Raw genomic sequence first — 22,935 nt, 5'->3', positions numbered from 1 at the left:
CGCCTTCGCGATCTGCGCCGGCGCGCGACACCGCGCCGGTTGCGGGCCCCTGCCTTGCCTGCATCGGCGAGCCTGTGATTACGTGGTGCTCCAGATCGGCAACGCGCAAGGTCCTGCATGAGCGACACGGTGGATACCTTCTGCCCCTGGATCATCGGCCGTCCCTGCCTGCCGGTCGGCGAATGGGCGGACTGGTCACAGGTGCTGGTGGCAGTGGTGATCGGCTTCGCTGCCATCTATGTGCCCTGGCAGATGTCCCGCGCGCAGACCCAGCGCCGCATCACCACCTCGCTGACACTGTGCGGCATCACCCTCTTCCAGTTCCTGCAGGCGGCGAAGCTGGCCACGGATCGATCCGGCGACACACAGCTGTATCGCTACCACCGCACCTGCGGCATGGACATGCTCAACTCGCTGCGTCAGATTCCAACGCACGAGCTGATCGACTGGGATGTGATCCACGCACGTATCCATCTGGAGATGCGCTGCGTGCAGCTGATCGAGTACGCCGACAACTGGCATATCGAGCAGGAGGGCTTTGCGCGCCTGCCCGACAGTACGCTGGAGGAGCTGGCGCACCGCATCGGCCTGCTCCATGCAAGCCTGGATGAGGTGCGCGGCCTGCTGTTGCGCAGGCGGATGTTCTGGCCATGGCTCTCGCGCCGGATCGTTGCCTTCGAGCGGCTGCCGACAGCGCCCGGGCCGGTCAGCCGGAGCGCATCAGCGATCCAATGAGGGTGGCCGATGCAAGGCCTCCCCAGGACAACAGCGCCACCGCGATCAACAGCACCTTTCGATACATCGCCTGCGCCTCGTTCCGGTAGGGCGCGTCGCGGCTGTACGGCCTGGCCAGACCGAACAGCTCGCCGGTGACCGTCAGCGCCCCCAACAGCAACAGGGCCAGCATGCAGAAGCCGAACACCGTGCCCACGTCGCCCACACGAGCGCCGTCGGTTGCGGCACCGGAATGACCGGCCAGGGCTTCGAAGAACGTCCCGACCCAGCCGGCCAGCAGCCCAGCCAGGATCGCGACGAGCGCCAGGTGGCTGAGAAGATGCACCCAGAAGCGGACCGGCAGTTTCATCGCGTGTTGTCCTTCATCCAGTCACCGGCTGCCTTGGTCATTGCCTCCACTCTCCGGGTTGCGCTGCCATCGGCCGCGAAGATGCCTATGGCGGCGCCGATCACCGTACACGGCTTGATGCCGATCGCGCCTGATACCACCGACATGGCCATGGTTGCCTTGAACGACGCCCCCTGGTCGGAGAAGGCGCTGGCCGCGTCCGCCACAACCCCCGCCGCCTTGGCCAGCGCAGGATTGCTCGCACCGGCACGCGTGGTATCGCTCTTGGCATCCTCGCACGCCTGCTTCTCCGCAGCCTCGGCTCTGGCCTTCTGCATCGCATCGAAATCCTGCTTGGCGGCCTTGATTCCGTCCACCGTCATGTAGCCCCCGGCGGCGCCTGAGATGCACAGCACAACAGATGCCACTGTAGGCTCAAGCCCCAGCGGATCGGTGCGTTGGATTGGGTTTGCGGCAGCATAGGTGTAGGTGTTGAGGCCGCCTGCCAGGCCGATCGGATCGCTCTGGACATAGCGTGCAATGGACGCATCGTAATCGCGGAACCCGTTGTACCAGAGTCCACTTTCGGCATCGTAGTACTGCCCCGGGAAGCCGATGTTGAGGCCTCCAATATCATCCTGCTGCACACTTCGACCGTAGGCATAGTTGTAGGCCTTCCAGACGGTCGCCTGCTGCGGGCTGCTGACGAAATCGGGACGGCCCAGGTGGTCGGTATGGACGAAGTTGAGCTGGCCATTGCGCGAAAGACCCACCAGCTCACCGTTGAACCACAGGTAGTTGGTCCAGGTGTTGTTGCTGAGCTCGGCCAGCATCTGGTTCTGGTCGCTGTAGAAGTATCGGCTGGTAGCGGTGGCATTGGCCTTGGCCACACGCTGCCCCTGCGCATTGATCAGGTAATCGGTGACCTGTCCCGCGATGTTGGCACGGCTCATCCGGTTGAACGCGTTGTACTCATACGTGCTGACCCGGCTTCCTGCCGTCTCGCTGATGCGATTGCCCAGCGCGTCATACTGGTACTGCCGTGTCCCATCCTGGTTGGCATAGCCCAGCACCCGGTTGCTTGCCGGGTCGATGGTGTACTGCGTCAACTGGTTCCCGGCCTGGTAGCGGTCATGGTTGCCACCGGCATCATAGGAAAGCTGGTTGTCGATTCCGAACCGCCTCAACTGGGTCAGCCTGCTGAGCGCGTCGTAACCGATCGTCTGGGTCAGGTCGGGCACTGCGGCATCGATGATTGCAGTCATCTCGCCGTCCGCGCTGTACTGATAATCCCAGTAGCTCAACCGGGCGCTGTTGGGGCCCCACACCGACATCGCGGTCAGTCGGCCATCGGCATCATGATTGTAACCGCGGGCCAGTCCATTGCCGTACGCCAGCCAGCCCGACGCGCCGGTCGCTTTCCAGCTGGCCTGGGCGATGACCGCACGCGAAACGCCGTCGATCGTTGCGGTCATCGACGCCAGTCGTCCGCCGGCGCCGTACGCGTAGTTGACGCGGTCAGCGTTGGGATAGGTGATCTGGTTCGGGCGCCCAATGCCGTCGTAGAGAAATTCCGTGCTGTGATCGGTCTGCTGGCCGGCAACAGTGATGAAGTCCCGCCGGATCCACAACTGCCCGCTTGGAACGTAGGCGAAGTGGGTCGCGGTGTCGGGGCCGGAGAGGCCGCACAGCATGCCCTTGCCCCACGCACACCAGTCGTAGCTGAAGTCCTGCCGCTGGCCATCACTCTGCATCGATGCCAGTCGACCCAGTCCGTCGTAACCCATCGCCACGGTGCTGCCGTCGCGGGGGGGGGGGGGCCCCCCCCCCCCCCCCCCCGACCGCATCGTACTGATGTAACGTAATGCCCGTATCCGGGCTGGCCTGCTTCCACAAGTTACCCAGTCCGTCGTACTCGTAGGTCGTCACCAGCCCCCGCGGGTCGCTGACCCGCGCAACGCGGCCACCCGGATCGTAGGAGACGTGAGTGGTGCCATTGGCCGGGTCCACTGCCTGCACCATCTGCCCAAGCGCGTCGTAGCTGAGTTGCCTCACGCGGTTCTGCGAATCCGTGATCTGGACAAGGCGGCCTTCGGCGTCGTAGGCATACCGGATGTTCTGTCCATTATTGCCGCGCTCGCCAATGAGCCGTCCCAGTTCGTCGTAGTCGTAGTTGACGCTGAACGTCACAGCGTTCAATCCCATCAGGGTCAGAGTGATCACAGACATCAGCGGACTCCTTCCTTAGCGTCCAACCAAATGGGCGGCGTGACCCGCATCGGCTCTTGGCAGTTGGGACCATTTGGACCATTGGGGCAATGCCAGTCCCCGTTTTCCACCACGATGGTGACGTAGGGACGGGGGCCCCACGCTGTTCCGCTCGTAGCCATCTGCGCGACATAGGAATAGCCGCCGATGCCTACGCCGTCGTGATAGGGCGCGATATCGAAGCTGAAAGTGGCGATCCCCCCTGGCGGAACAGGTGCCGACAATCCATGTGATTGCGTCGGGAAATCATGGCCCCAGGCGAGATAGGTATTGCCGTCCCAGGTGACATTGCCGGTGTTGCGCACCTGCGCTGTGAGGGTCACCCGGTCGCCGTTGTAGATGTGATACGAACTGGAGTTGAAGGTGATGAATTCGGCACTGCGCACAATCGATGGAACCGTGAATGCGCCCGAGCGGTTGATGGTCAGGTTGGCCTGGCCGACCGGCGAGATGCCGTGGATGTAGATCGGTTTGCCGCCATGGTTCTGGCGCAGCGCAGCGTCCAGCGGCAGCTTGAACCAATAAGCCGTACCTCTCGCCTGGCAGGCGTTGGCAACGTTGCCATCAGTGGGAAGGTTGGCAGTGCCGGCGATCGCGAATGCTCCGCCGCCGGCGGAACCGCCGACGTAGGCATGCACATCGATGGAACTGTCCACACCCACCGAGCAGGCCCAGCCTTCTACCGCGTAGTTGCCGTTGCCGTCATGAGTGACGCCACCGATGTCTCCCACCACAGTCGCCTGCGGTACCGCGAACACGCCCGAATTGGCGAGCGCACGATTGTGGGCGCCGCCCTGTGGCGACAGGCCGTACAGGGTGATCTTGCGTCCGCCCAGCTGCTGTCGCTGGGCCAGCGACACCGGCAGCTGGAAGCGGTAAGCGCTGCCGCCCGCCTGGCAGGCAGAGGCGACACCCGGTTCACTGGCCAGGTTGGCCTGCGCAGCGGCCAGGAACTGACCTTCCGCGTAGCCATGGACCTCGATGGAGGCGTTGGATCCAGTACTGCAGGCCCAGCCACGCAGGAACCAGTTCCAGTTGCCGTCGTGGGTCAGTTCGTCAATCACGCCGGTAACCGTGCTGCCCAGTGGGAAGTCGGTGTGTGCCACCTCCTTGCGTGTGATGTTCGAGGCGGCGTCATAGCTGTAGCGCGTCCATGCGTAGGTGCCGTCACCCAAGGGAACCACCTCCGCCAGGCGGCGCCGTGCTGCGTCGTACTCGTAGCGCTCGATCACTCCATCTGGCCGGGTGGCGCTGGCCAGATTGCCCGTCGCGTCATAGCCGAAGGTCGTCGTGGCCCAGCTGTCGCCGAAGCTGTCGCGCTGGCTGACCACGCGGCCACGCGCGTCGTAGCTGTACTCGCGAACCTGGCCATTGACCTGGATGATGCGGGCCGGTTGGCCCAACCCGTTGTAACCACTGAACGCAATGCTGTGTCCCAGCGCGTTGGTCACGCTGACCAGGTCGCCATTGGCGTCATAGACCGAGGTGGCGTCATCCTGCGCCAACGGGCCATCCACCTTCATGGAGGCCTTCAGCCCATTCGGGTGATACGTGTAGGTCAGCGTGGTCGTACGGCTCTGCCCCGGGGCACCATGACTGGAGAGGTTCTTCTCTGTCACCGATGCAACATTGCCGCGCGCGTCGTAGGTGTAGCTGGTCTCCTTGTCGTTGGCGACCGACACCTTGGTCCGGCGATTGCGTGCCGTGTCCCATTCAAAGGTCGTAGTCCGCTGCACGGCTGTACCTACCGCATCAACACGCTTCAGCAGATAGCCCTGGGGGCTGTAGTCGAAGTCGGTCAGGTTGTCGGCGAAATCGTGGACCAGATCAGGATAACCATTGGCGTCGTAGCTGCTCTCCTTGTAGCTGGCTGCGCAGCGCGGCGAGGCGGCGCCGGTCACCGACACCGGGCGACCATCTTCGTAGGCGTGGGTTGTCCTGCGACCCAGTGGATTGGTTTCGATCGCTTTGATCTTGACAGGGCGCGCCTTGCCTTCAGGTGTCGAGGACAGCTGGATGCTGCCGATTCCCGTGCCGGCGCCCGTGCCTGCCATGGGAACACTGCCACCCGGCAAAGAGCGCGGCTGATAGCACATCATCCCGTTGCGCGTGTCCTCGCACCAGCCCCGCTCTGCTTCCACGAAGATGCCACCCGGCCGTGCCGGCGCGGGTGGCGGCAGCACCTGTTCCGTGCTTTCCACCACGTAGCTGATGGTGTGGCGTTCGACGCCACCGGCATGCTCGGAGAGAACCGCACGGCGATTCTCGTCGTAGGCAAAGGTGGAATAGCGCACACCATTGAAGGACTTTCCGGTGAAGCCGCCGGGATACCGCGCGTCCTCATAGTGATAGGTAATGGTGGTGGCTGGCGCGCCTGGCAGCGTGGTCGATGCCAGACGCCCCCGGCCAGTCCCGAACACGTTGGGTGTATAGGCGTACTGGAAGATGTTTCCGGCCGGATCGGTCACCTGCGTGACTTGGCTGCCGCTCCAGGTGAACTTCACCTGGCGGCCGGAAGAGTGCGTGACCGTCTGCAGGTACTTGTTGCTGTAGACGAAGTTCCAGGCGATCCCCTGCTCGTTGCGAAGCTGGGTGATGTAGCCCTCTGCGTTGTAGTTCTCCGCACCATTCTCATCGTTGTGAAGCGTGAAACTGCCGTCCGCATTCTTGACGATGTAGGCAATGGGCTGTGCCTTGTCCTCGTTCCAGTGGCCGCTGGCGGGATCGCGCTGGAACTTGATCCGGCGGCCGTCCGGCCGTTGGTTCCAGAGAGTGTTCTGGCCATCAGAGAACGCCAGCGAGTAATCGAAGTTGCTCAGCCAGTGATTGCCGAAAAGGCCGGTCGCACTCCAGTGATGGTTGTAGCTGCGTCGCAGGAACAAGCCCATCTCACTGGCACTTGCGAAGTCCAGCTCGTGCTCGACCTTGTTGCCGGTGTACAGGACGATCGGATTGCCGGTCGTTCCATCGCACTGCTTCTCGCGGTCGTCGGTCTCCTGCTCCTTGGCGGTCTGGTTGGGGGCTGCACCGCCACCACCACCGCCGAGGAAGTCCCAGCGTCCGCCTCCTCCCCCCATGTCGAACAGATGCCACGGGATGATCTCGTTCTGTATGCGCTTGGCGCGCACTTGAACTGTGTCGATATCGGTGGGCTTTTCCGCCGCTTTCACCGAAGGCGCGATAGCCACGCCGGCGCAGAGGGAAACAAGGGGAAGAAACAACAGTACGTTGGAACGGGACCTGCCTGTCACGCGGAGCTTCATGCTCTCTCCAATTCCTGTATGCGGGCTGTTCAGCGGGGACTTTGGTACCTGAATGAGACGACCTTCCGCCCGGAGCCTAACAGCTGATTCAGGTAGATGGAAGTTTTGTGAAACGGCGACCCATAGACGCGTGCAGCCTGGCGCCCGATACGACCGCCAAGCCCGTTGATCACACGGTGGGGACCGTACCCCCATCGATCCGATACTCCGTCCCTGCGATCGACGCGGAGCGCGGGGAGGCCAGGAAAGCGATCAGGTCGGCCACCTCCTGTGGCTTGGCAGGTCGACCCACCGGAATCCCGCCCAGCCAATCCATCACGATCTTCCTGCCACCTTCGTAATCCGTTCCGGCCTCTGCGGCCATCCTCGCCGCGAACGCCACGGACGCCTCGGTCTCGATCCAGCCCGGCGCAACGCTCAGTACGCGCACGCCCTTGGGCGTCACCTCTCTGGCAAGCGACTTGCTGTACGTGGTGAGAGCGCTCTTTGCCGCAGCGTACGCAGTAGTGGACTCCGGCAGCGGCAGCACGCGCTGGATGGAGCTGACATGGATCACCACGCCCGAACCCTGGTGCAGCATCGTGGGCAGCAGTGCACGGTCCAGGCGCACCGCGGACATGAGATTCAGGTTCAGCTCGGCGAACCAGTGCGCATCGCTAATGGCAGCGAAGCCACCACCGGGCGTGTTCGAGCCTCCGAGCACATTGATCACGATGTCCACACCTCCCCACTGCCGGAGGACGGCCTGCGCAAGGTGATCCGTGCCTTCCGCGGTCGACAGGTCGGCAGCGACGTAGGTGACGCCCTCGCGCGTCTGGGTGGGAACCGTACGCGCGGACGTCGTCACGCGCGCTCCGGCCTCCGCCAGGGTTTTCACAACGGCAGCCCCCAGTCCCAGCGTTCCTCCTGTGACCACTGCCCTCAGGTCCTTCAGTTGAAGGTCGAAGTTCATGCCGTGATCTCCAGCGATGCGATCCGGCCGCGCTCCAGTCGAAAGCGGTACGTCAGAACCGTCGGGCTGCCGGGAAAGTCACCGGTGACGTCGGCCTGCACCCTGTGGATGTCGTCCTGCCGCTCGATGGCAAACGGCACACTCGTCGCGTGGTACCGGGCCGTTGCCTCGGCCATGAACGCCTTGATGGCGTCGATGCCCACGTAGGTATGTCCGTCGTCCTTCATCACCGCGTGTGCCGTGAAGCACTGCGTCAAGGCGTCCGGGTTCTGCTCTGCCGCGAAGTACGCCGCAATGGGCTCGGGAAGGGTCAAGGCGCTCACGTTTCTGTCTCCTCGGGTGGATGGCCCGTAGGATGCGCACCCAGGCTAATTTATTGAATATCCTAGAATCCGGATGGGCTCTTTAGAAACGAGTACATAATGCGCGGATCCGACTTTGCTGAACTCAGGGCCTTTGTTGCCGTCGTGGAGCGTCAGAGTTTTGCGCGAGCCGCAGAGCATCTTGGCCTGTCGCCTTCGGCGCTGAGCCAGACGATCCGCCAGCTCGAAGGTCGCATCGGCGCCCGCCTTCTGAATCGCACCACACGCAGCGTCGCACCCTCGGCAACGGGCGAACTGCTCTACAGGCGCATCGCCCCGCTGTTCCGGGAGATGGCTGCTGCAGTGGCGGATGCCGGTGAGGCGACGGGGCGGATGAGCGGCACGCTGCGCATCAACACGCTGGGCATCGCGGCAAGGACGGTCATCGCCCCACGGCTTGCGCGCTTCCATCGCGCGCATCCTGATGTCGTGCTCGACATCGTGGTCGACGATGCGCTGGCCGATATCGTCCGGGGCCGCTTTGATGCAGGCATCCGCGTCGGCGGCCAGCTCGAAAAGGACATGGTTGCCGTCCGCCTCACTCCCGACATGAAGATGATGGCGGTGGCATCCCCCGACTACCTCTCACGTCGAGGCACCCCCACCTCGCCGGCCGAGCTGCACGAGCACGCGTGCATCAACTGGCGACTCGAGATGGATGGCAGGCACTATCGCTGGGAGTTCGAGAAGCAGGGGCATCGGCTCGATGTAGCCGTCGATGGTCCTGTCATCACCAATCACGCTGACGTCGGCATTGCTGCTGCGCTGGGTGGGCTCGGCATTGCCTATCACTTCGAGCAGGACGGCGTAGGCGAACTCCTGGCCCAGGGGCGGCTGGTCCGGGTCCTGTCGGACTGGTCGATCTCGCGTCCCGGGCTGTTCCTCTACTACCCGAGCCGGCAGCATCGACCCGCCCTGCTGGGCGCCTTCATCGACTGTCTTCTGGATCAAGGGCCATTCGATGAAGGGAAGCAGACGGAGGTGCGGTTGCGCTGAGGATGGGGTGGGCCCACCCGCAAACGAACTGAAACAGTTCTGGATATCCGATCCACGTCGAGGCGACGGTCCGCTTCGCGCTGCAGGATCGGCCATGACGGGATCCGGCCGCCGCGCACGATGACGCACGCCCGGCGGCCTTCGCTTCAGGCCTTCGATGACGCCGGGGATTTCCGGCGACGCGCCTTGGGCACCATCTTCGTCGGTGGCGGGAGGCGTTCCACCTTGCCGGGGCGCACCGCATTTTCGTCGCCATGCAGCGTCAGCAGCGACTCCATGAGATGCTCATCGCTGCTGGAGCAGACCCCAAGCAGCACCACCTCGTCACAGCCCTCGGCCGCGATGTAGGCGTGGCCCATGTTGGAATCGATGTAGACCGACTGCCCGGCCTCGAGCACGACCGGATCGTAGAATTCGGTATGCACTTCCATGCGGCCTTCGAGTACGTGGATGTACTCCTCGCCGGAGTGGTGTACCAGGGCACCGAATTCCTCGATGGTTTTCGCCCGCACACGGGTCAGTACCGGGATCATGCGCTTGCGGCGCAGCTCCGGGCAGAGATAGAAATAGTCATAGTTTGGCGTGGTGACCCGGATCGCGTCCTCAATGCGGCCGATGCTGCGGCGCGCGGTCACCGACGGCTCTACGGCATCGGCATCCTCGGCGAACAGCTCGGACATCCGCAACTGCAGCCGCTGCGCGAGCTGCAGGAGCTTGTCATAGCTGAGGGTCAGGCGATCGTGCTCGACCTTGGACAAGGTGGACAGCGGAATGCCGGAGTGTTCGCTCATCTGCTTGAGCGTCCAACCCTTGCGAGCGCGCAGCGACCGCAGCAGTCCGCCAATGGTGGGGTGTTGTGACGTCATTCTTGCGGTATCTCCTGGAACACCAGTACTTCTGCTGGAACCTCCCAGCCCGGGTCATGATCACCCTCGGGGATGTCCTTTGGAAAGAGCAGTTCCCTGCCCAGGCACCCTGGCCCGGGACTTTCGGCATGGGTTGACAATTCTCTGATTAGGATCATTATCGCCAAATCAGGATATATCCGCCACCGTGCGACGTGCCAGACGCACAGGAGGCCGTCCAGTCGCTTCAGTTCGGAGACCGTTCGATGCGTAAGATCCCTGTCCTCCTGTGCAGCGCGGTGCTGACCATGGTCGCTGCGCTGCCGCTGCAGGCCCAGCAGGCCATCGCTCCGCCCGTATCGGTGCCGCCGACAACGGCGCCCGTACCCACCGCGCCCTCCTTGCTGCCGGCCGCAGAGAACACGCCTTCCGCGCCGTCAGCAGGCGCGCCGGTCCTGACCCGCGAAGACGCCGAGGCCTGGCTGGACGGCATCATGCCCTATGCACTGGCCAACGGCGACATCGCCGGCGCCGTCGTGGTGGTGGTGAAGGATGGGCGGATCCTGGTACAGAAAGGCTACGGATACGCCGACCTGGAGAAGCGCACACCGGTTGATCCGGAAAGCACGCTGTTCCGCCCCGGCTCTGTCTCCAAGCTGTTCACCTGGACGGCGGTGATGCAACTGGTCAGCCAGGGCAAGCTGGACCTGGACGCCGACATCAACACCTATCTTGATTTCAAGATACCGCAGCGTGACGGCAAGCCCATCACGCTGCGGCACGTGATGACCCATACCACCGGAATGGAAGAGCAGATCCGCGGGCTGATCACCTCCCGCCTGGACGAGGTGGTACCGCTCGGTGATGCACTCAAGAACTGGACACCCGAGCGCATCTACGCACCGGGCACCACACCGGCCTATTCGAACTACGCCACGGCACTGGCCGGCTACATCGTCGAGCGCGCCTCGGGCCAGCCGTTCTACGACTACATCGACGCGCAGATCTTCAAACCACTGGGCATGAAACACTCCAGTTTCCGCCAGCCATTGCCGGCAACGCTACTGTCCGGCATGTCCAAGGGATATGAGCGCGCATCGTCCGGCGAGGCCAAGGAGTATGAATTCATCAGCCTGGCGCCCGCCGGCAGCCTGGCCGCCACGGGATCGGACATGGGCCGTTTCATGATCGCCCACCTGCAGGACGGTGCCTTTGGTGATGCGCGCATCCTCGATGCCGCCACTGCACAGCAGATGCACTCCACCGGTCAGGCGTCGATCGGACCGCTGAACCGGATGATGCTGGGTTTCTACGAGACCTCGGTCAATGGCCACCGTGCCATTTCGCATGGTGGCGATACCCAGTGGTTCCATAGCGACCTGCAGCTGTTCCTGGACGATGACATCGGCCTGTTCGTGTCGATGAACAGCGCCGGGCGCGACGGGGCAACCGGGCACATCCGCACTGCGCTGTCGCGCGGCTTCGCCGACCGCTACCTGCCCGGCAAGCCGGCCGCACCCCAGGGCGTGTCGAAGGAGGAGGCCCTCCTGCACGCTTCACAGATGGCAGGCACGTACGTAAGCAGCCGCCGTGCGGACACCAGCTTCGTGTCGCTTTCCAATCTTCTGGGACCAGTCAAGGTCATCGCCAACGACGATGGATCCCTTACCGTGAGCGCGGCGATCGGCTACGGTGGCGCGCCGAAGAAGTGGCGCGAGATCGCACCATACGTCTGGCAGGACACCACCAGCACCGATCGCCTGGCGGCAGACGTGGTGGATGGAAAGGTCACGCGCTTCACCCTGGAACCGTACGCACCGATCATGGTTTTCCAGCGCCTGTCGAGCTGGCACGCCGCCTACCTGCCGCTGCTGATCGCCAGCCTGATCGTCGTGCTGCTGACCGTGGTCGCCTGGCCGGTGTCGGCACTGGTCCGTCGTTACTATGGCGTGCCCTACCGGCTGAGCGGCGTGGACGCACGCGCCCATCGCCTGGTGCGGATCGGTGCGCTGCTCTCGCTGCTGGCCACCAGCGCCGCGCTGGCGCTCGTGGCGAGCATGCTGAGCGCCCTGGAAATGACCTCGCCAAGAAGCGACGTCATGATCAATGCGATGCGCCTGTTCGCCACCGTTGCCCTGCCCGTCGGCGCAGCGTTCGCGGTCTGGAATGCCTGGCATGTCCTGCGCAGTCAGCGCAGATGGTTGGCCAAGCTGTGGGCCGTGCTGCTGGCACTGGCCTGCCTGTTCCTGCTGTGGCTCGGCTTCGCGCAGCATGTCATCGGATTCGGCGCGAACTACTGATGCCACCGGCCGGCGGGGCCTCCGCCGGCCGCCCCCCTCCTTCCTTCTGCACGAGGCAGTGGTGGCCCTTCGACTTGAGCTGCACAACGAACCGTTGCCGATGTCGGCACCGTTCCGCATCGCCGGACATGTCTTCGAGGCAATGCCGGCCACCGTGGCGACCCTGTACGACGCGGACTTCATCGGCCGCGGCGAGGCTGCCGGCGTCTACTACAACGACGACCAGCCGGACACGATGAAAGCCACGCTGGAAGCACTGCGTCCACGCATCGAAGCCGGCATCGACCGCGATGCGCTGCGCCAGCTGCTGCCCGCAGGTGGCGCGCGCAATGCATTGGATGCCGCGCTGTGGGAACTGGAGGCACAGCGCAGCGGGCTGCCGGTATGGCAGCTGGCCGGCCTGGATGGTGTGCGCCCGCTGTTGACGACCTTCACGGTGGGCGCTGATACACCGGAGGTCATGGCCGAGCGCGCAGCCGCCTATGCGCAGGCACGCGCGCTGAAACTCAAACTGACAGGCGACCCCGAACTGGACACAGCTCGCGTGCGCGCCGTACGCGCACGCTGTCCGACGCCGTGGATCGGGGTGGACGCCAACCAGGGCTACACCGCGGCCACGCTGCCGTTGCTGCTGCCGGCACTGGTCCAGGCGCACATCTCGCTGCTGGAACAGCCCTGTCGGCGCGGGCACGAATCCGACCTGGACGGCATCGAACGCCCACTGCCCTTCGCCGCCGATGAAAGCATCCTTGACCTGGCCGAACTGGAAGCGTTGCACCATCGTTTCAACGTCATCAACATCAAACTCGACAAATGTGGCGGGCTGACCGAAGGCCTGATGATGGCCCGTCGCGCGCGTGAGCTGGGCAAGCAGGTGATGGTCGGGAACATGTGCGGGACCAGCCTCGCGGCGGCACCGGCCTTCGTGCTCGGGCAGTTCTGCGACATCGTCGATCTGGACGGCCCCACCTTCCTGGTGAAGGATCGCACGCCTTCGGTACGTTACGTGGATGGTTTCATCGATTGCGGCGACGAGGTATGGGGGCCGCGGACCCACCCATGAGCATGCCGGCCGATCTCCATGGCAAGACCTGGTTCGGCCAGCCGCGCGGACTGACGATCCTGTTCCTGACCAACATGTGGGAGCTGTTCTCCTACTATGGCATGCGCACGATGCTGGTCTATTACATGACCAAGCAGCTGCTCTTCGCACAGGAAAAAGCATCTTTCGTCTACGGCCTGTACACGGCGATGGCGTACTTCACGCCGATCATCGGCGGGATCATCGCTGATCGTCATCTCGGCAAGCGCAACGCGGTCATCCTGGGCGGCAGCATCATGGCCTTCGGCCATTTCCTGATGGCGTTCGATTCAATGCTCTACCCCGCGCTGGCGACGATCGCGCTGGGTAATGGCCTGTTCCTGCCCAGTCTACCCAGCCAGATCAACGACCTGTACGCCAGCGACGATCCCCGCCGTGGGCGGGCCTACAACGTCTATTATGTCGGCCTCAACATCGGTGGTCTGCTGGCCCCGCTGGTGTGCGGCACCCTGGGCGAACTGTACGGTTGGCATTACGGCTTCGGCGCCGCCGGCATCGGCATGTTCATCGGGCTGCTGATCTACGTGGCCGGTCGCCGTTACCTGCCACCGGAGCCACCCCGCCGCACGCGGGTGATCACCGATGCCGGGCCCACCCGCAGCGACCCGCGGATCTGGTGGCTGCTGCTGGGCGTTGGACTGGCCGCGACGATTTTCCGTGGCGCCTACGAGCAGATCGGCAACACACTGCCGTTGTGGATCGACAGCCGCGTTGACCGTGTGGTCGGAGGCTTCCTGGTACCGATGACGTGGTTCCAGTCGCTCAATCCGCTGCTGGTGATCGCGATCACCCCCGTACTGCTGGCCCAGTGGCGACGTCGTGCAGACCAGGGCCGGGAATCCTCCCCGGCCCGTCGCATGGCCATCGGTGCCTTGATCGTTGCCGTCGCCTACGTGCTGCTTGCCGGGCTCGCTGCGAGTGCCGGCCAGATGCTGGTCAACGGACTCTGGCTGGTGGCCTTCTTCATGATCCTGACGCTGGGTGAGCTGTACATCCTGCCGACCGGGCTGGGGCTGTTCGCGCGGCTCGCGCCACCACGCCTGGGTGCGACCACCGTTGCCTCCTGGTTCCTCGCCGTCTTCAGCGGCAGCCTGCTGGCGGGACTGGTGGGCACGCTGTGGTCGAGGACCAGTCACGCCGGTTTCTTCCTGCTGCTTGCCGGCCTGGCCGCGGTTGCCGCGCTGATCCTGTGGCGGCTGGATCGGCCGATACGTTCGTTGTCATCCTGATGGAGAAAGCACCATGCCGCGATTCACGCCGACCCTGCTCGCCTTCACCCTCGCCCTCGCCGCCTGTACCACGGCCCGCAGCGCCGATGCGCTCCCGCGCTACGACCTGGTAATCCGCAACGGCGTGGTCTACGACGGCAGCGGCAGCCCGCCCCAGCGCGTGGACGTGGCAGTGCGGGATGGTCGCATCGTGGAGCTGTTGCACGCCGGCAAGGCGGCGCACGCCGGGAAGGAGATCGACGCCGGCGGCAAGGCAGTCGCCCCGGGCTTCATCAACGTGCTGAGCTGGGCGACGGAGTCGCTCATCGTTGATGGACGCGGTGTCAGTGATACCAAGCAGGGGGTGACGCTGGAGATCTTCGGCGAAGGCTGGTCGATGGGACCGGTCAACGAACGCATGAAGGCCGATGCCCTCAAGCAGCAGGCCGATATCCGATACGACATCCCCTGGACCACCCTCGGTGGCTACCTGGAACATCTGCAGCAGCGGGGCGTAACACCCAATGTCGCGTCGTTCATCGGCACTGCGACGGTCCGCATCCATGAGCTCGGCGAGGACGACGTCAAGCCAACCCCCGAGCAGCTTTCCCGCATGCAGGACGTGGTTCGCCAGGCGATGCGCGAAGGAGCGCTGGGCGTAGGCAGTTCGTTGATCTACCCGCCGGGCAGGTTCGCCGAAACCGACGAACTGATCGCGCTGGCCAAGGCCGCTGCCGAATCCGGTGGCGGATACATCTCCCATATGCGCAGCGAAGCCGATCGCCTGCTCGAAGGCATCGATGAGGTCGTGGCCATCGCACGTGCAACCGGCCAGCATGCCGAGATCTACCACCTGAAGGCAGCCGGCGAGAAGAACTGGCCGAAGATGCAGCAGGCGATCGATCGCATCGAGGCAGCGCGCAAGGAAGGACTCAAGCTGAGTGCGGACATGTACGTCTACACCGCAGGCGGGACATGGCTTGCGGCGAGCATGCCACCGTGGCTGCAGGCCGGTGGCCACGACGCGATGATCCGGCGGCTCAAGGATCCCGCCACGCGCGCGCGGCTGATCGCCGAAATGCGCGATCCGAACGTGCCCTGGGAAAACCTGCGCATGCTCGCCGGATCGGATGAACGATTGGTTCCAATCGAATTCAAGAGCGAAGCACTGAAGCCCCTGGCCGGAAAGTCACTGGCAGCGATCGCGCGTGAACGCGGGACATCCGTTGAAGAAACAGCGATGGACCTGATCGTCGAGGACGACCACCGCATCGGCACCGCCTACTTCCTGATGAGCGAGGACAACATCGAGCTGGGGTTGAAGCAGCCGTGGGTGAGCCTGGGTTCGGATGCCGAGTCCGCCGCTCCGGAAGGTGTTTTCCTGAAATCCAGCACGCATCCGCGCGCCTACGGCAACGTGGCGCGTTTCCTCGGCCACTACGTCCGCGACCGCAAGCTGATGCCGCTGGAAGAGGGCATCCACCGACTTACCGGCCTGCCGGCCAGCAACTGGAAGCTGACTGATCGGGGTTGCCTGCGCGCGGGCTGTCATGCCGACATCGTGATCTTCGATCCCGGCACCATCACCGATCACGCGACCTACGAAGAACCCCAGCAGTACGCGACCGGCGTCAGCGATGTCTTCGTCAACGGCGTACAGGTGCTGCGCGAAGGCGAGCATACCGGCGCCACGCCGGGCCAGGTGGTCCGAGGGCCGGGCTGGACGCCAGCCACGCGCTGACCGCTTCACACATGATTTTTCTGAATGTATTGACAATTCTCTGATTAGGATCATTATCCCGGATCAGGACAGCTCGCGTGCGAAGGGCGACATGTCGACGCCAGACCATCACTGATTCAACCTTGCCCGGGAGAGCAGGCATGACCCAGTTCCAGTCCGCACGGCCGTGGTACCGCACCCACCTTTCCCTTTCGATCGCTGGCGCGCTGGCCTGTTGCAGTGCTTCGGCACTCGCACAGGACGGCACGAACGCGGCGAACGCAGGTGCCCAGCGCACCGATGCCCAGCAGCTCGATACCGTGGTGGTCACTGCCAACAAGCGCGAAGAGAATGTGCGTGAAGTGGGCGCCTCGATCAGCGTGATCGGTGAACGCCAGTTGGAAAACACCGGCGCGGTCTCGCTGTCAGACTATGCCGCCTATATTCCCGGCCTGCAGGTGCAGAACGACGGCACCCCTGGCCTGACCCGCGTGTCCCTGCGCGGCATCTCCGCGCTGTCGTCCGGCGCGACGGTGGCCACCTACATCGACGACGTGCCCGTCGGCTCCAGCGGCATCTACCAGGGCGCCAGTGCGCTGATGCTCGACCTGATGCCCTACGACATCAGCCGCGTCGAAGTACTGCGCGGTCCGCAGGGCACCCTGTACGGCGCAGGCGCCATTGGTGGCCTGCTGAAGTACGTGACCCGCGCGCCGGAAGTAGTGGGTGAAGAAACCCGTGTGGGTTTCGGCCTGCGCTCCGTGCAGGGCGGCGGCCAAGCCTGGAACGCGCGCCTGGGCGCCAGCCTGCCGCTGAAGGACGAGCGGCTCGGCCTGCGCATGAGCTTCGCCCGCAACGGTCTTGCCGGCTTCACCGACAACGTCATCGACGGCCGCAAGGACATCAACACCGGCGACCAGATCGGTGCCCGTACTGCGCTGGCCTGGGATGGTGATGCATTCGATCTCGGACTGTCGGTGCTGCACCAGCGTATCCGCAGTGATGATCGCGCCGGTGTGGCGCTCGATCCGGAAACACTGACGCCGCTGTTCGGCGAACAGAAGGACACCGTCTGGCAGCCGCGTCCCTTCTCCAAGGACCTGACGCTGGTCTCGCTGAGCATGGACTGGGACCTGGGCTGGGGCAATCTCGTATCCGCAACCGGCTGGTCGCAGACCAAGACCATGGACCAGATCGACGCGACGACACAGTTCGGTGAAGTGGCCGACCTGTTGCTGGGCCTGCCCGCGCCGGGAAGTTCCAGCCTGCGCTACGGTTACGACATGGACAAGATCACCCAGGAGTTCCGCCTGCTGTCCAAGGATGGTGGAACATTCGAATGGATGGTCGGTGGCTTCTACACCAAGGAAGACAGCAAGCAGGATCAGGTGGCCAATCTCGCCGAGCGGGATGGCACGCCGCTGCCGCCGCCCTACGATGCGCAGTTCGGCACCCTGGCGGTCATTGGCCTGCCCAGCACCTACAAGGAATACGCGGTGTTCGCCAATGGCTCCTGGCGCATCAGCGATCGCTTCAAGCTGGACCTCGGCGTCCGCCAGGCGCGCAATGACCAGTGGTACAGCCAGCGGGTATCGGAAGGCATCCTCGCGCCGATCGGTGTAACCACCGGAACCTCCAGCGAGAATGTGTTCACCTGGAGCGTGAGCCCGCAGTTCAAGCTCTCCGACGACATCATGCTGTATGCCCGCGTCGCCACCGGCTACCAGCCCGGCGGCCCCAACGTGGCGATGGTCGGCATTCCGCCGCAGGTGGATTCGTCGATGCTCGACAGCTATGAGGTCGGCATCAAATCGCAGTTCGCCGATCGCCGCGTCACGTTCGATCTTTCCGTCTTCCGCATCGACTGGGACGACATCCAGGTTTCCTCCTCGTTCAACGGCATCAGCGGCCTGGTCAATGGCGGCCAGGCCACCAGCGAAGGCGTTGAGCTTTCTTCGCAGTTCAGTGTCACCGATGCATTGACGCTCGGGCTCAACGGTGCCTACACCAACTCACGGCTGAAGAACGATTTTGACCCTACCGTGATTCCGCAGGATGGGTTTGATTTCATCCAGTGGACCGGCCTGGCCGACGATCGCATGCCGTATTCCCCGCGACTGTCCTGGACGGCGACCGCCGAATACGCGTTTTCCACCGCCAACGGCTACAACGGCCAGATCGGCGGCGCGTTCCGCTGGACCGGTGAACGCTTCAATGGCACCACCGAACGGCAGCGCTTCACTGCCCCCGGTGATCCAGATACCCAGGTGATGCCGGACGTCATCACCTCGCCGCTGAAGCTCGGCAGTAACCATTCCCTCGACCTGTATGCCGGCATCGGCCGTGGCAGCTGGGAACTGCGTGCTTACGTCAACAACGTGACCGGGGAGGACGGCTGGCTGACGCTGGCACGCGTCGCCGGTGCGCTGTCGCGGGTCAACTCGCACGTGGCCGCAGTCCCCGTACAACCGCGGACGTACGGCATGGAGCTGGACTTCCGGTTCTGAGCCTGGCCTGCATCGCTTCACTGCCGCCGTTCATCCTCCCACCCCCTTCGGGACCCGCGCATGCAGACCGCCGTTTCGAGCTTGCACGAAGCCGCAGCGCTTCCGCAGCCCTACCTGTTGTTCCTCGGCGACACCCGGGAGCCGAACTATGCGAAGACCGCCTACGGCCTTCGCGACTGGGCACGCGAGCGCTGCGTGGGTGAGTTCGCGTGCGAGGATGTCGGCGTCAGCGCCGGCCTGCCCTTCCTCACCCCCGAGCATGCCCGCATGGCGGGCGCCCGGGCGATGGTGATCGGCGTCGCCAACCCCGGCGGACATATCCCCAACGCGTGGATTCCGTTGCTGTTGCAGGCACTGGAAGCCGGCCTGGACCTGATCGGCGGCATGCACATGCGGCTGTCGGACATCGATACCCTTCGCAACGCGGCACGCGCGCTCGGCCGTAGGCTGATCGATGTCCGTGAGCCACCACGCAACCTGCCCATCGCCAGCGGCATCCGTCGCACGGGCAAACGCCTGCTCACTGTCGGCACCGATTGCGCGCTCGGCAAGAAATACACGGCGCTCACGCTGGCCCGCGCGTTCCAGGCCCGCGGGGTTGATGCGGATTTCCGCGCCAGTGGTCAGACGGGCATCCTGATCGCCGGCGCCGGCATTCCGATGGACGCGGTCATCGCGGATTTTGCCGCCGGCGCAGCTGAAATGCTGTCTCCCGATGCGGACCCCTGCCATTGGGACGTGATCGAAGGCCAGGGATCGCTCTCACATCCCGCCTACGCCGGCGTATCACTGGCCCTGCTGCATGGCAGCCAGCCGGACGTGGTGGTGATCTGCCACGAGCATGGACGCGACCATGTGCTGGGCTATCCCCACTATGCGCTCCCCTCGCTGGAAGACACGGTCGAGCTGGCCCTGACCCTGGGATCGCGCACCAACCCGGACATCCGTTGCGCCGGCATCAGCCTCAATACCGCGAAACTGGAGGCGGACGCCGCGTACCGCGCCATCAATGCGCTTTCCGACCGCCTCGGCATGCCCGTGGCCGATCCCGTGCGGGGTGGGGAATCATTCGATGCCCTGGTAAGCGCCTGCCTGGCCAAGCAGGCAGAATGAGCCGATGACCAACGCCGCGACGCGATTCCAACGTTGGATACTTCCCGGTCTTGCCTTCAAGGCCGCGGTGATCGGCGGCGGATACGCGACGGGCCGCGAGTTGGCGGAATACTTCATTCCCAGCGGCCCCCAGGGCGGCATGCTGGCGATCCTGGTAGCGATGGCCTGCTGGAGCCTCGTCTGCGCACTGACCTTCGCGCTGGCGCACGCCACCCGCAGTTTCGACTACCGCAGCTTCTTTGAAATGCTGCTGGGGCCGTTCGCTTTCCTGTTCGAGCTGGCGTACGGCATCTTCATGGTGCTCATCCTGGCGGTGTTCGGAGCAGCGGCAGGGGAAATCTTTTCGGCGTTGCTGGGTTGGCCGACACTGGCCGGCACGCTGCTGCTGATGGTGACCATCGGATTCTTCGTCACCTTCGGCAACGATACCGTGGAGGCCCTGTTCAAATGGGTCTCCGTACTGCTGTATGGCACCTATGCCGCCTTCCTGGTGCTGGTGCTGGCCCGCTTCGGCGATGCGGCGTTCACCACGCTGTCGGAGCCGCAACCGACCACCGGCTGGCTCCAGGGCGGCTTGACCTACGCGGGTTACAACATCGTCGGCGCGGTGATCATACTGCCGCTGGCCAGGCACTTCCTCAGCCGTCGTGATGCCGTGATGGCCGGCGTGCTGTCCGGCCCGCTGGCGATGCTCCCGGGGCTGTTCTTCTTTCTGTGCATGCTGGCGTGGTATCCCCGGATCGGAACCGTCGCGCTGCCTTCGGACTTCATCCTGCGCCAGTTGAACCTGCCGGTATTCCATGTGCTGTTCCAGCTGATGATCTTCAGCGCACTGCTGGAAAGCGGAACGGCCGTCGTGCATGCCTGCAACGAACGCATCGCCCGTACGTTCGCAGGAGGTGATGGTGCGGGACTGGGCAAGCCCGCACGGTCGATGATCGCCGGCGTTCTGCTGGTCGGCTCCATTTTCATCGCTGATCGCGTGGGCCTCGTGGCGCTGATCGCGCAGGGCTACCGGGGACTGGCCTATATGTTCCTGTGCCTCTACATCCTGCCGCTGCTGACCGTTGGCAGCTGGCGCCTGTTGCAACGTGCTGCGCGCCGCACGGCGCCTACCGCCCATTCCTGATCGGAGATCGCGCATGACCCGCACGTCCAGAACATGGAAGACAATGATCTCCTGCGCACTTTTCTGCATGGCGGCACTGGCCAACGCACAGTCCTCGCTGCCGGCGGACTTTGATGCCCGTGTTCTGCAGGCGATGAAATCCCGCGAGGTACCGGGCATGGCGATCTCCATCGTCAAGGACGGGCAGATCGTGCAGGCCCGGGGATATGGCGTACGCCGCCTGGGAGGCAGCGAGCCGGTCGATGGCGATACGATCTTTCCCACCGGCTCGACCGGCAAGGCCGTTACCGCTGCCGCGCTGGCGATTCTGGTGGATGAGGGCAAGCTGGGATGGGACGACAAGGTGATCGACCACCTGCCGGACTTCCGCATGTACGACCCGTGGGTCACCCGCGAAATGACCGTGGCGGACCTGCTGCTGCACCGCAGTGGCCTGGGACTGGGCGCAGGCGACCTCCTGTTCATTCCGCGCACGTCGCGCACGCGCATGGAGATCGTGAGAGCACTGCGCCATCTCAAGCCCGCCACCAGTTTCCGCAGTGGGTATGCGTACGACAACATCCTGTACATCGTAGCCGGTGAACTGATAAGCCAGGTCAGCGGGCAGTCCTGGGAAACCTTCGTGGCCAACCGGATCTTCAAGCCGTTGGGCATGACAACCGCCGTCAGCGACGAGGCCAACCGGTTCGCCACTGCCAATCGGGTACAACCGCATGCACGCCTGGACGCACGGCTGCGCGGCCTGGGAAAGCAGCAGATGCTGCCTGAGCGGGAAGGTCTGGGCCAGGTGGGCGCTCCCGCCGGCGGCCTGTCGTGGAGCGCAAAGGATTTTGCCCGCTGGATGCTGGTGCAGTTGGGTCAGGGCGCGCTGCCCGATGGTGGCACGCGCCTGTACAGCGAGGCCTCCGCACGCGCGATGTGGACACCGCAGGTGCCGACCCCCATCAGCCCCTATCCGGCTCCGATCAGCGACATCACCCCGCAGTTTTCCGGCTACAGCTACGGGTGGTACGTGCAGGACTATCGCGGTGTGAAGGTGATACAGCACGGCGGCGCGGTGTTCGGTGTGATCACGTTCGTCGTGCTGGTACCCGACCGGAAACTCGGTATCGCCCTGCAGATGAACGCCGAGGACGTGGACGTGCTCCGTGGCCTCGGTTACGAACTGATGGATCATTATCTGGGCTTTGAGCGGCGCGATTGGGTGGGCGCCTTTTCGAGCTGGTACCAGGATCGCCTGACCGGCGGACTGAAGGCACTCAAAGACATGGCGCCGACCGCACGCACCGCTTCGCGTCCATCGCTACCGGCACGCGGCTACGTGGGTCGCTACGCGGATGCGTGGTATGGCGAAGCGACCGTCGCCGAACAGGGGGGAACGCTCCGCATGGATTTCACCCGCACCCCCAACATGGTGGGTACGCTGCGGCATTGGCAGTACGACACGTTCCGCGTCGACTGGGATGACACGGCGCTCGAACCCGCGTTCGTGACCTTTGCGTTGAACGCGGAAGGACACGTGGCGAACATCACGATGAAAGCGGCGTCACCGCTTGCGGACTTCAGTTACGACTACCAGGACCTCAGGTTCGAGCCGGCCGGGAGATAGGTTTCCTGGCCGCTCCAGGGGCGGCGGTTGCTGCCCCGCGGTCTCACCGGGTCCTTCACGTTGATCCAGGCCACGGCCGGCAACTGGCTGAACTGACTACTACACTGTTGAAGCCCTCTCGCTATTGCGTCACAGTTCGTCACTTCCTATGGAGCTGCCGCATGCACGGAACGACTCAACGCCTCAGGATCGCAGCAGCCGGAATCACGCTTATGCTGCTGGCAGCCTGCACTTCTGTTGGCGACATGCGCAGTACCGGACCTGTAGCCACTTTTTCGTCCAATCAGGATCCCTTAGCCGCTGCCACTTGTGTCCGTGACGCATGGGGAGAGGTGAGCATTGGAGGATCACGATGGCAGTATGTGCTTGAGCCCCGTTCCGATGGCTACTCCGTGTCGAACTCCAATGGCGGCGTCCCGGCGGAGTTTGTCGAGGTCGCCCCTCGAACTGGAGGGGGAAGCGATATCAGGTTCTACAGCAAATTCCTGAAGCGCCGAC

Annotated in this window: 17 protein-coding genes; 10 read left to right on the top strand and 7 right to left on the bottom strand. The window is 64.2% G+C overall.

Translation table 11 applies throughout. The annotated features are described in order from the left end of the window. Positions 1 to 117: 117 nt before the first annotated feature. Positions 118 to 735 carry a hypothetical protein gene (locus tag ACVOMM_RS05550; protein WP_197600686.1) on the top strand — a complete coding sequence of 206 codons (618 nt, stop codon included), beginning with the start codon at positions 118 to 120 and terminating at the stop codon, positions 733 to 735. Here ACVOMM_RS05550 and ACVOMM_RS05545 read toward each other — a convergent pair. The 6 genes from ACVOMM_RS05545 to ACVOMM_RS05520 form a co-directional block, all read right to left on the bottom strand. Then, the gene (locus tag ACVOMM_RS05545; RefSeq protein ID WP_164151281.1) at positions 707 to 1,084 is read right to left on the bottom strand and encodes a hypothetical protein; all 378 of its coding nucleotides are present in this window, start codon (positions 1,082 to 1,084) and stop codon (positions 707 to 709) included. The genes ACVOMM_RS05550 and ACVOMM_RS05545 overlap by 29 nt on opposite strands. Continuing rightward, positions 1,081 to 2,850, bottom strand: a complete 1,770-nt coding sequence (locus ACVOMM_RS05540) for an RHS repeat-associated core domain-containing protein (protein WP_481525967.1) — start codon at positions 2,848 to 2,850, stop codon at positions 1,081 to 1,083. The genes ACVOMM_RS05545 and ACVOMM_RS05540 overlap by 4 nt, the downstream gene beginning before the upstream one ends. Further along, complete coding sequence (locus ACVOMM_RS05535; RefSeq protein ID WP_481525966.1) at positions 2,807 to 3,292, bottom strand: hypothetical protein; 486 nt, start codon at positions 3,290 to 3,292, stop codon at positions 2,807 to 2,809. Before ACVOMM_RS05535 ends, ACVOMM_RS05540 begins: the two co-directional genes overlap by 44 nt. Further along, complete coding sequence (locus ACVOMM_RS05530; protein WP_241685919.1) at positions 3,292 to 6,519, bottom strand: DUF6531 domain-containing protein; 3,228 nt, start codon at positions 6,517 to 6,519, stop codon at positions 3,292 to 3,294. Before ACVOMM_RS05530 ends, ACVOMM_RS05535 begins: the two co-directional genes overlap by 1 nt. Positions 6,520 to 6,763: 244 nt before the next feature. Beyond that, on the bottom strand, positions 6,764 to 7,546 hold the full coding sequence (locus ACVOMM_RS05525; protein WP_065174463.1) for an SDR family oxidoreductase: 783 nt from the start codon (positions 7,544 to 7,546) through the stop codon (positions 6,764 to 6,766). Next, the gene (locus ACVOMM_RS05520; RefSeq protein WP_065174462.1) at positions 7,543 to 7,869 is read right to left on the bottom strand and encodes a nuclear transport factor 2 family protein; all 327 of its coding nucleotides are present in this window, start codon (positions 7,867 to 7,869) and stop codon (positions 7,543 to 7,545) included. Before ACVOMM_RS05520 ends, ACVOMM_RS05525 begins: the two co-directional genes overlap by 4 nt. Positions 7,870 to 7,968: 99 nt before the next feature. Here ACVOMM_RS05520 and ACVOMM_RS05515 point away from each other — a divergent pair, with 99 nt between their 5' ends. Next, positions 7,969 to 8,904: a LysR family transcriptional regulator gene (locus ACVOMM_RS05515; protein WP_065181598.1), complete on the top strand. Its 936-nt coding sequence runs from the start codon at positions 7,969 to 7,971 to the stop codon at positions 8,902 to 8,904. A 146-nt stretch (positions 8,905 to 9,050) separates the two neighbouring features. Here the strand turns inward: ACVOMM_RS05515 and ACVOMM_RS05510 are convergent, their stop codons facing one another. Next, the gene (locus ACVOMM_RS05510) at positions 9,051 to 9,770 is read right to left on the bottom strand and encodes a helix-turn-helix domain-containing protein (RefSeq protein WP_164151289.1); all 720 of its coding nucleotides are present in this window, start codon (positions 9,768 to 9,770) and stop codon (positions 9,051 to 9,053) included. A gap of 245 nt (positions 9,771 to 10,015) precedes the next feature. Between ACVOMM_RS05510 and ACVOMM_RS05505 the strand changes: the two genes are divergently transcribed. The 8 genes from ACVOMM_RS05505 to ACVOMM_RS05470 all read left to right on the top strand — a co-directional run bounded on the left by ACVOMM_RS05505 (position 10,016) and on the right by ACVOMM_RS05470 (position 22,437). After that, complete coding sequence (locus ACVOMM_RS05505; RefSeq protein ID WP_481525965.1) at positions 10,016 to 12,049, top strand: serine hydrolase domain-containing protein; 2,034 nt, start codon at positions 10,016 to 10,018, stop codon at positions 12,047 to 12,049. A 61-nt stretch (positions 12,050 to 12,110) separates the two neighbouring features. After that, positions 12,111 to 13,112, top strand: coding sequence for a dipeptide epimerase (locus tag ACVOMM_RS05500; RefSeq protein WP_239519772.1), 1,002 nt, complete (start codon positions 12,111 to 12,113; stop codon positions 13,110 to 13,112). Beyond that, entirely contained in the window at positions 13,109 to 14,380 is a 1,272-nt protein-coding gene (locus ACVOMM_RS05495) for a peptide MFS transporter (RefSeq protein WP_481525964.1), read from the top strand. The genes ACVOMM_RS05500 and ACVOMM_RS05495 overlap by 4 nt, the downstream gene beginning before the upstream one ends. Positions 14,381 to 14,393: 13 nt before the next feature. Next, on the top strand, positions 14,394 to 16,100 hold the full coding sequence (locus ACVOMM_RS05490; RefSeq protein ID WP_180876542.1) for an N-acyl-D-amino-acid deacylase family protein: 1,707 nt from the start codon (positions 14,394 to 14,396) through the stop codon (positions 16,098 to 16,100). A gap of 140 nt (positions 16,101 to 16,240) precedes the next feature. Further along, positions 16,241 to 18,586: a TonB-dependent receptor gene (locus ACVOMM_RS05485; RefSeq protein WP_346480474.1), complete on the top strand. Its 2,346-nt coding sequence runs from the start codon at positions 16,241 to 16,243 to the stop codon at positions 18,584 to 18,586. A 60-nt stretch (positions 18,587 to 18,646) separates the two neighbouring features. Further along, complete coding sequence (locus ACVOMM_RS05480; protein WP_481525963.1) at positions 18,647 to 19,699, top strand: N-acetyltransferase DgcN family protein; 1,053 nt, start codon at positions 18,647 to 18,649, stop codon at positions 19,697 to 19,699. 4 nt (positions 19,700 to 19,703) lie between these two features. Beyond that, positions 19,704 to 20,828: a YkvI family membrane protein gene (locus ACVOMM_RS05475; protein ID WP_481525962.1), complete on the top strand. Its 1,125-nt coding sequence runs from the start codon at positions 19,704 to 19,706 to the stop codon at positions 20,826 to 20,828. A 13-nt stretch (positions 20,829 to 20,841) separates the two neighbouring features. Next, complete coding sequence (locus ACVOMM_RS05470) at positions 20,842 to 22,437, top strand: serine hydrolase (protein WP_481525961.1); 1,596 nt, start codon at positions 20,842 to 20,844, stop codon at positions 22,435 to 22,437. The last annotated feature ends 498 nt before the right edge of the window (positions 22,438 to 22,935 follow it).

The organism is Stenotrophomonas sp. STEN009 (genome assembly GCF_056760395.1).
This window is presented reverse-complemented; position numbering and strand designations above follow the sequence as displayed.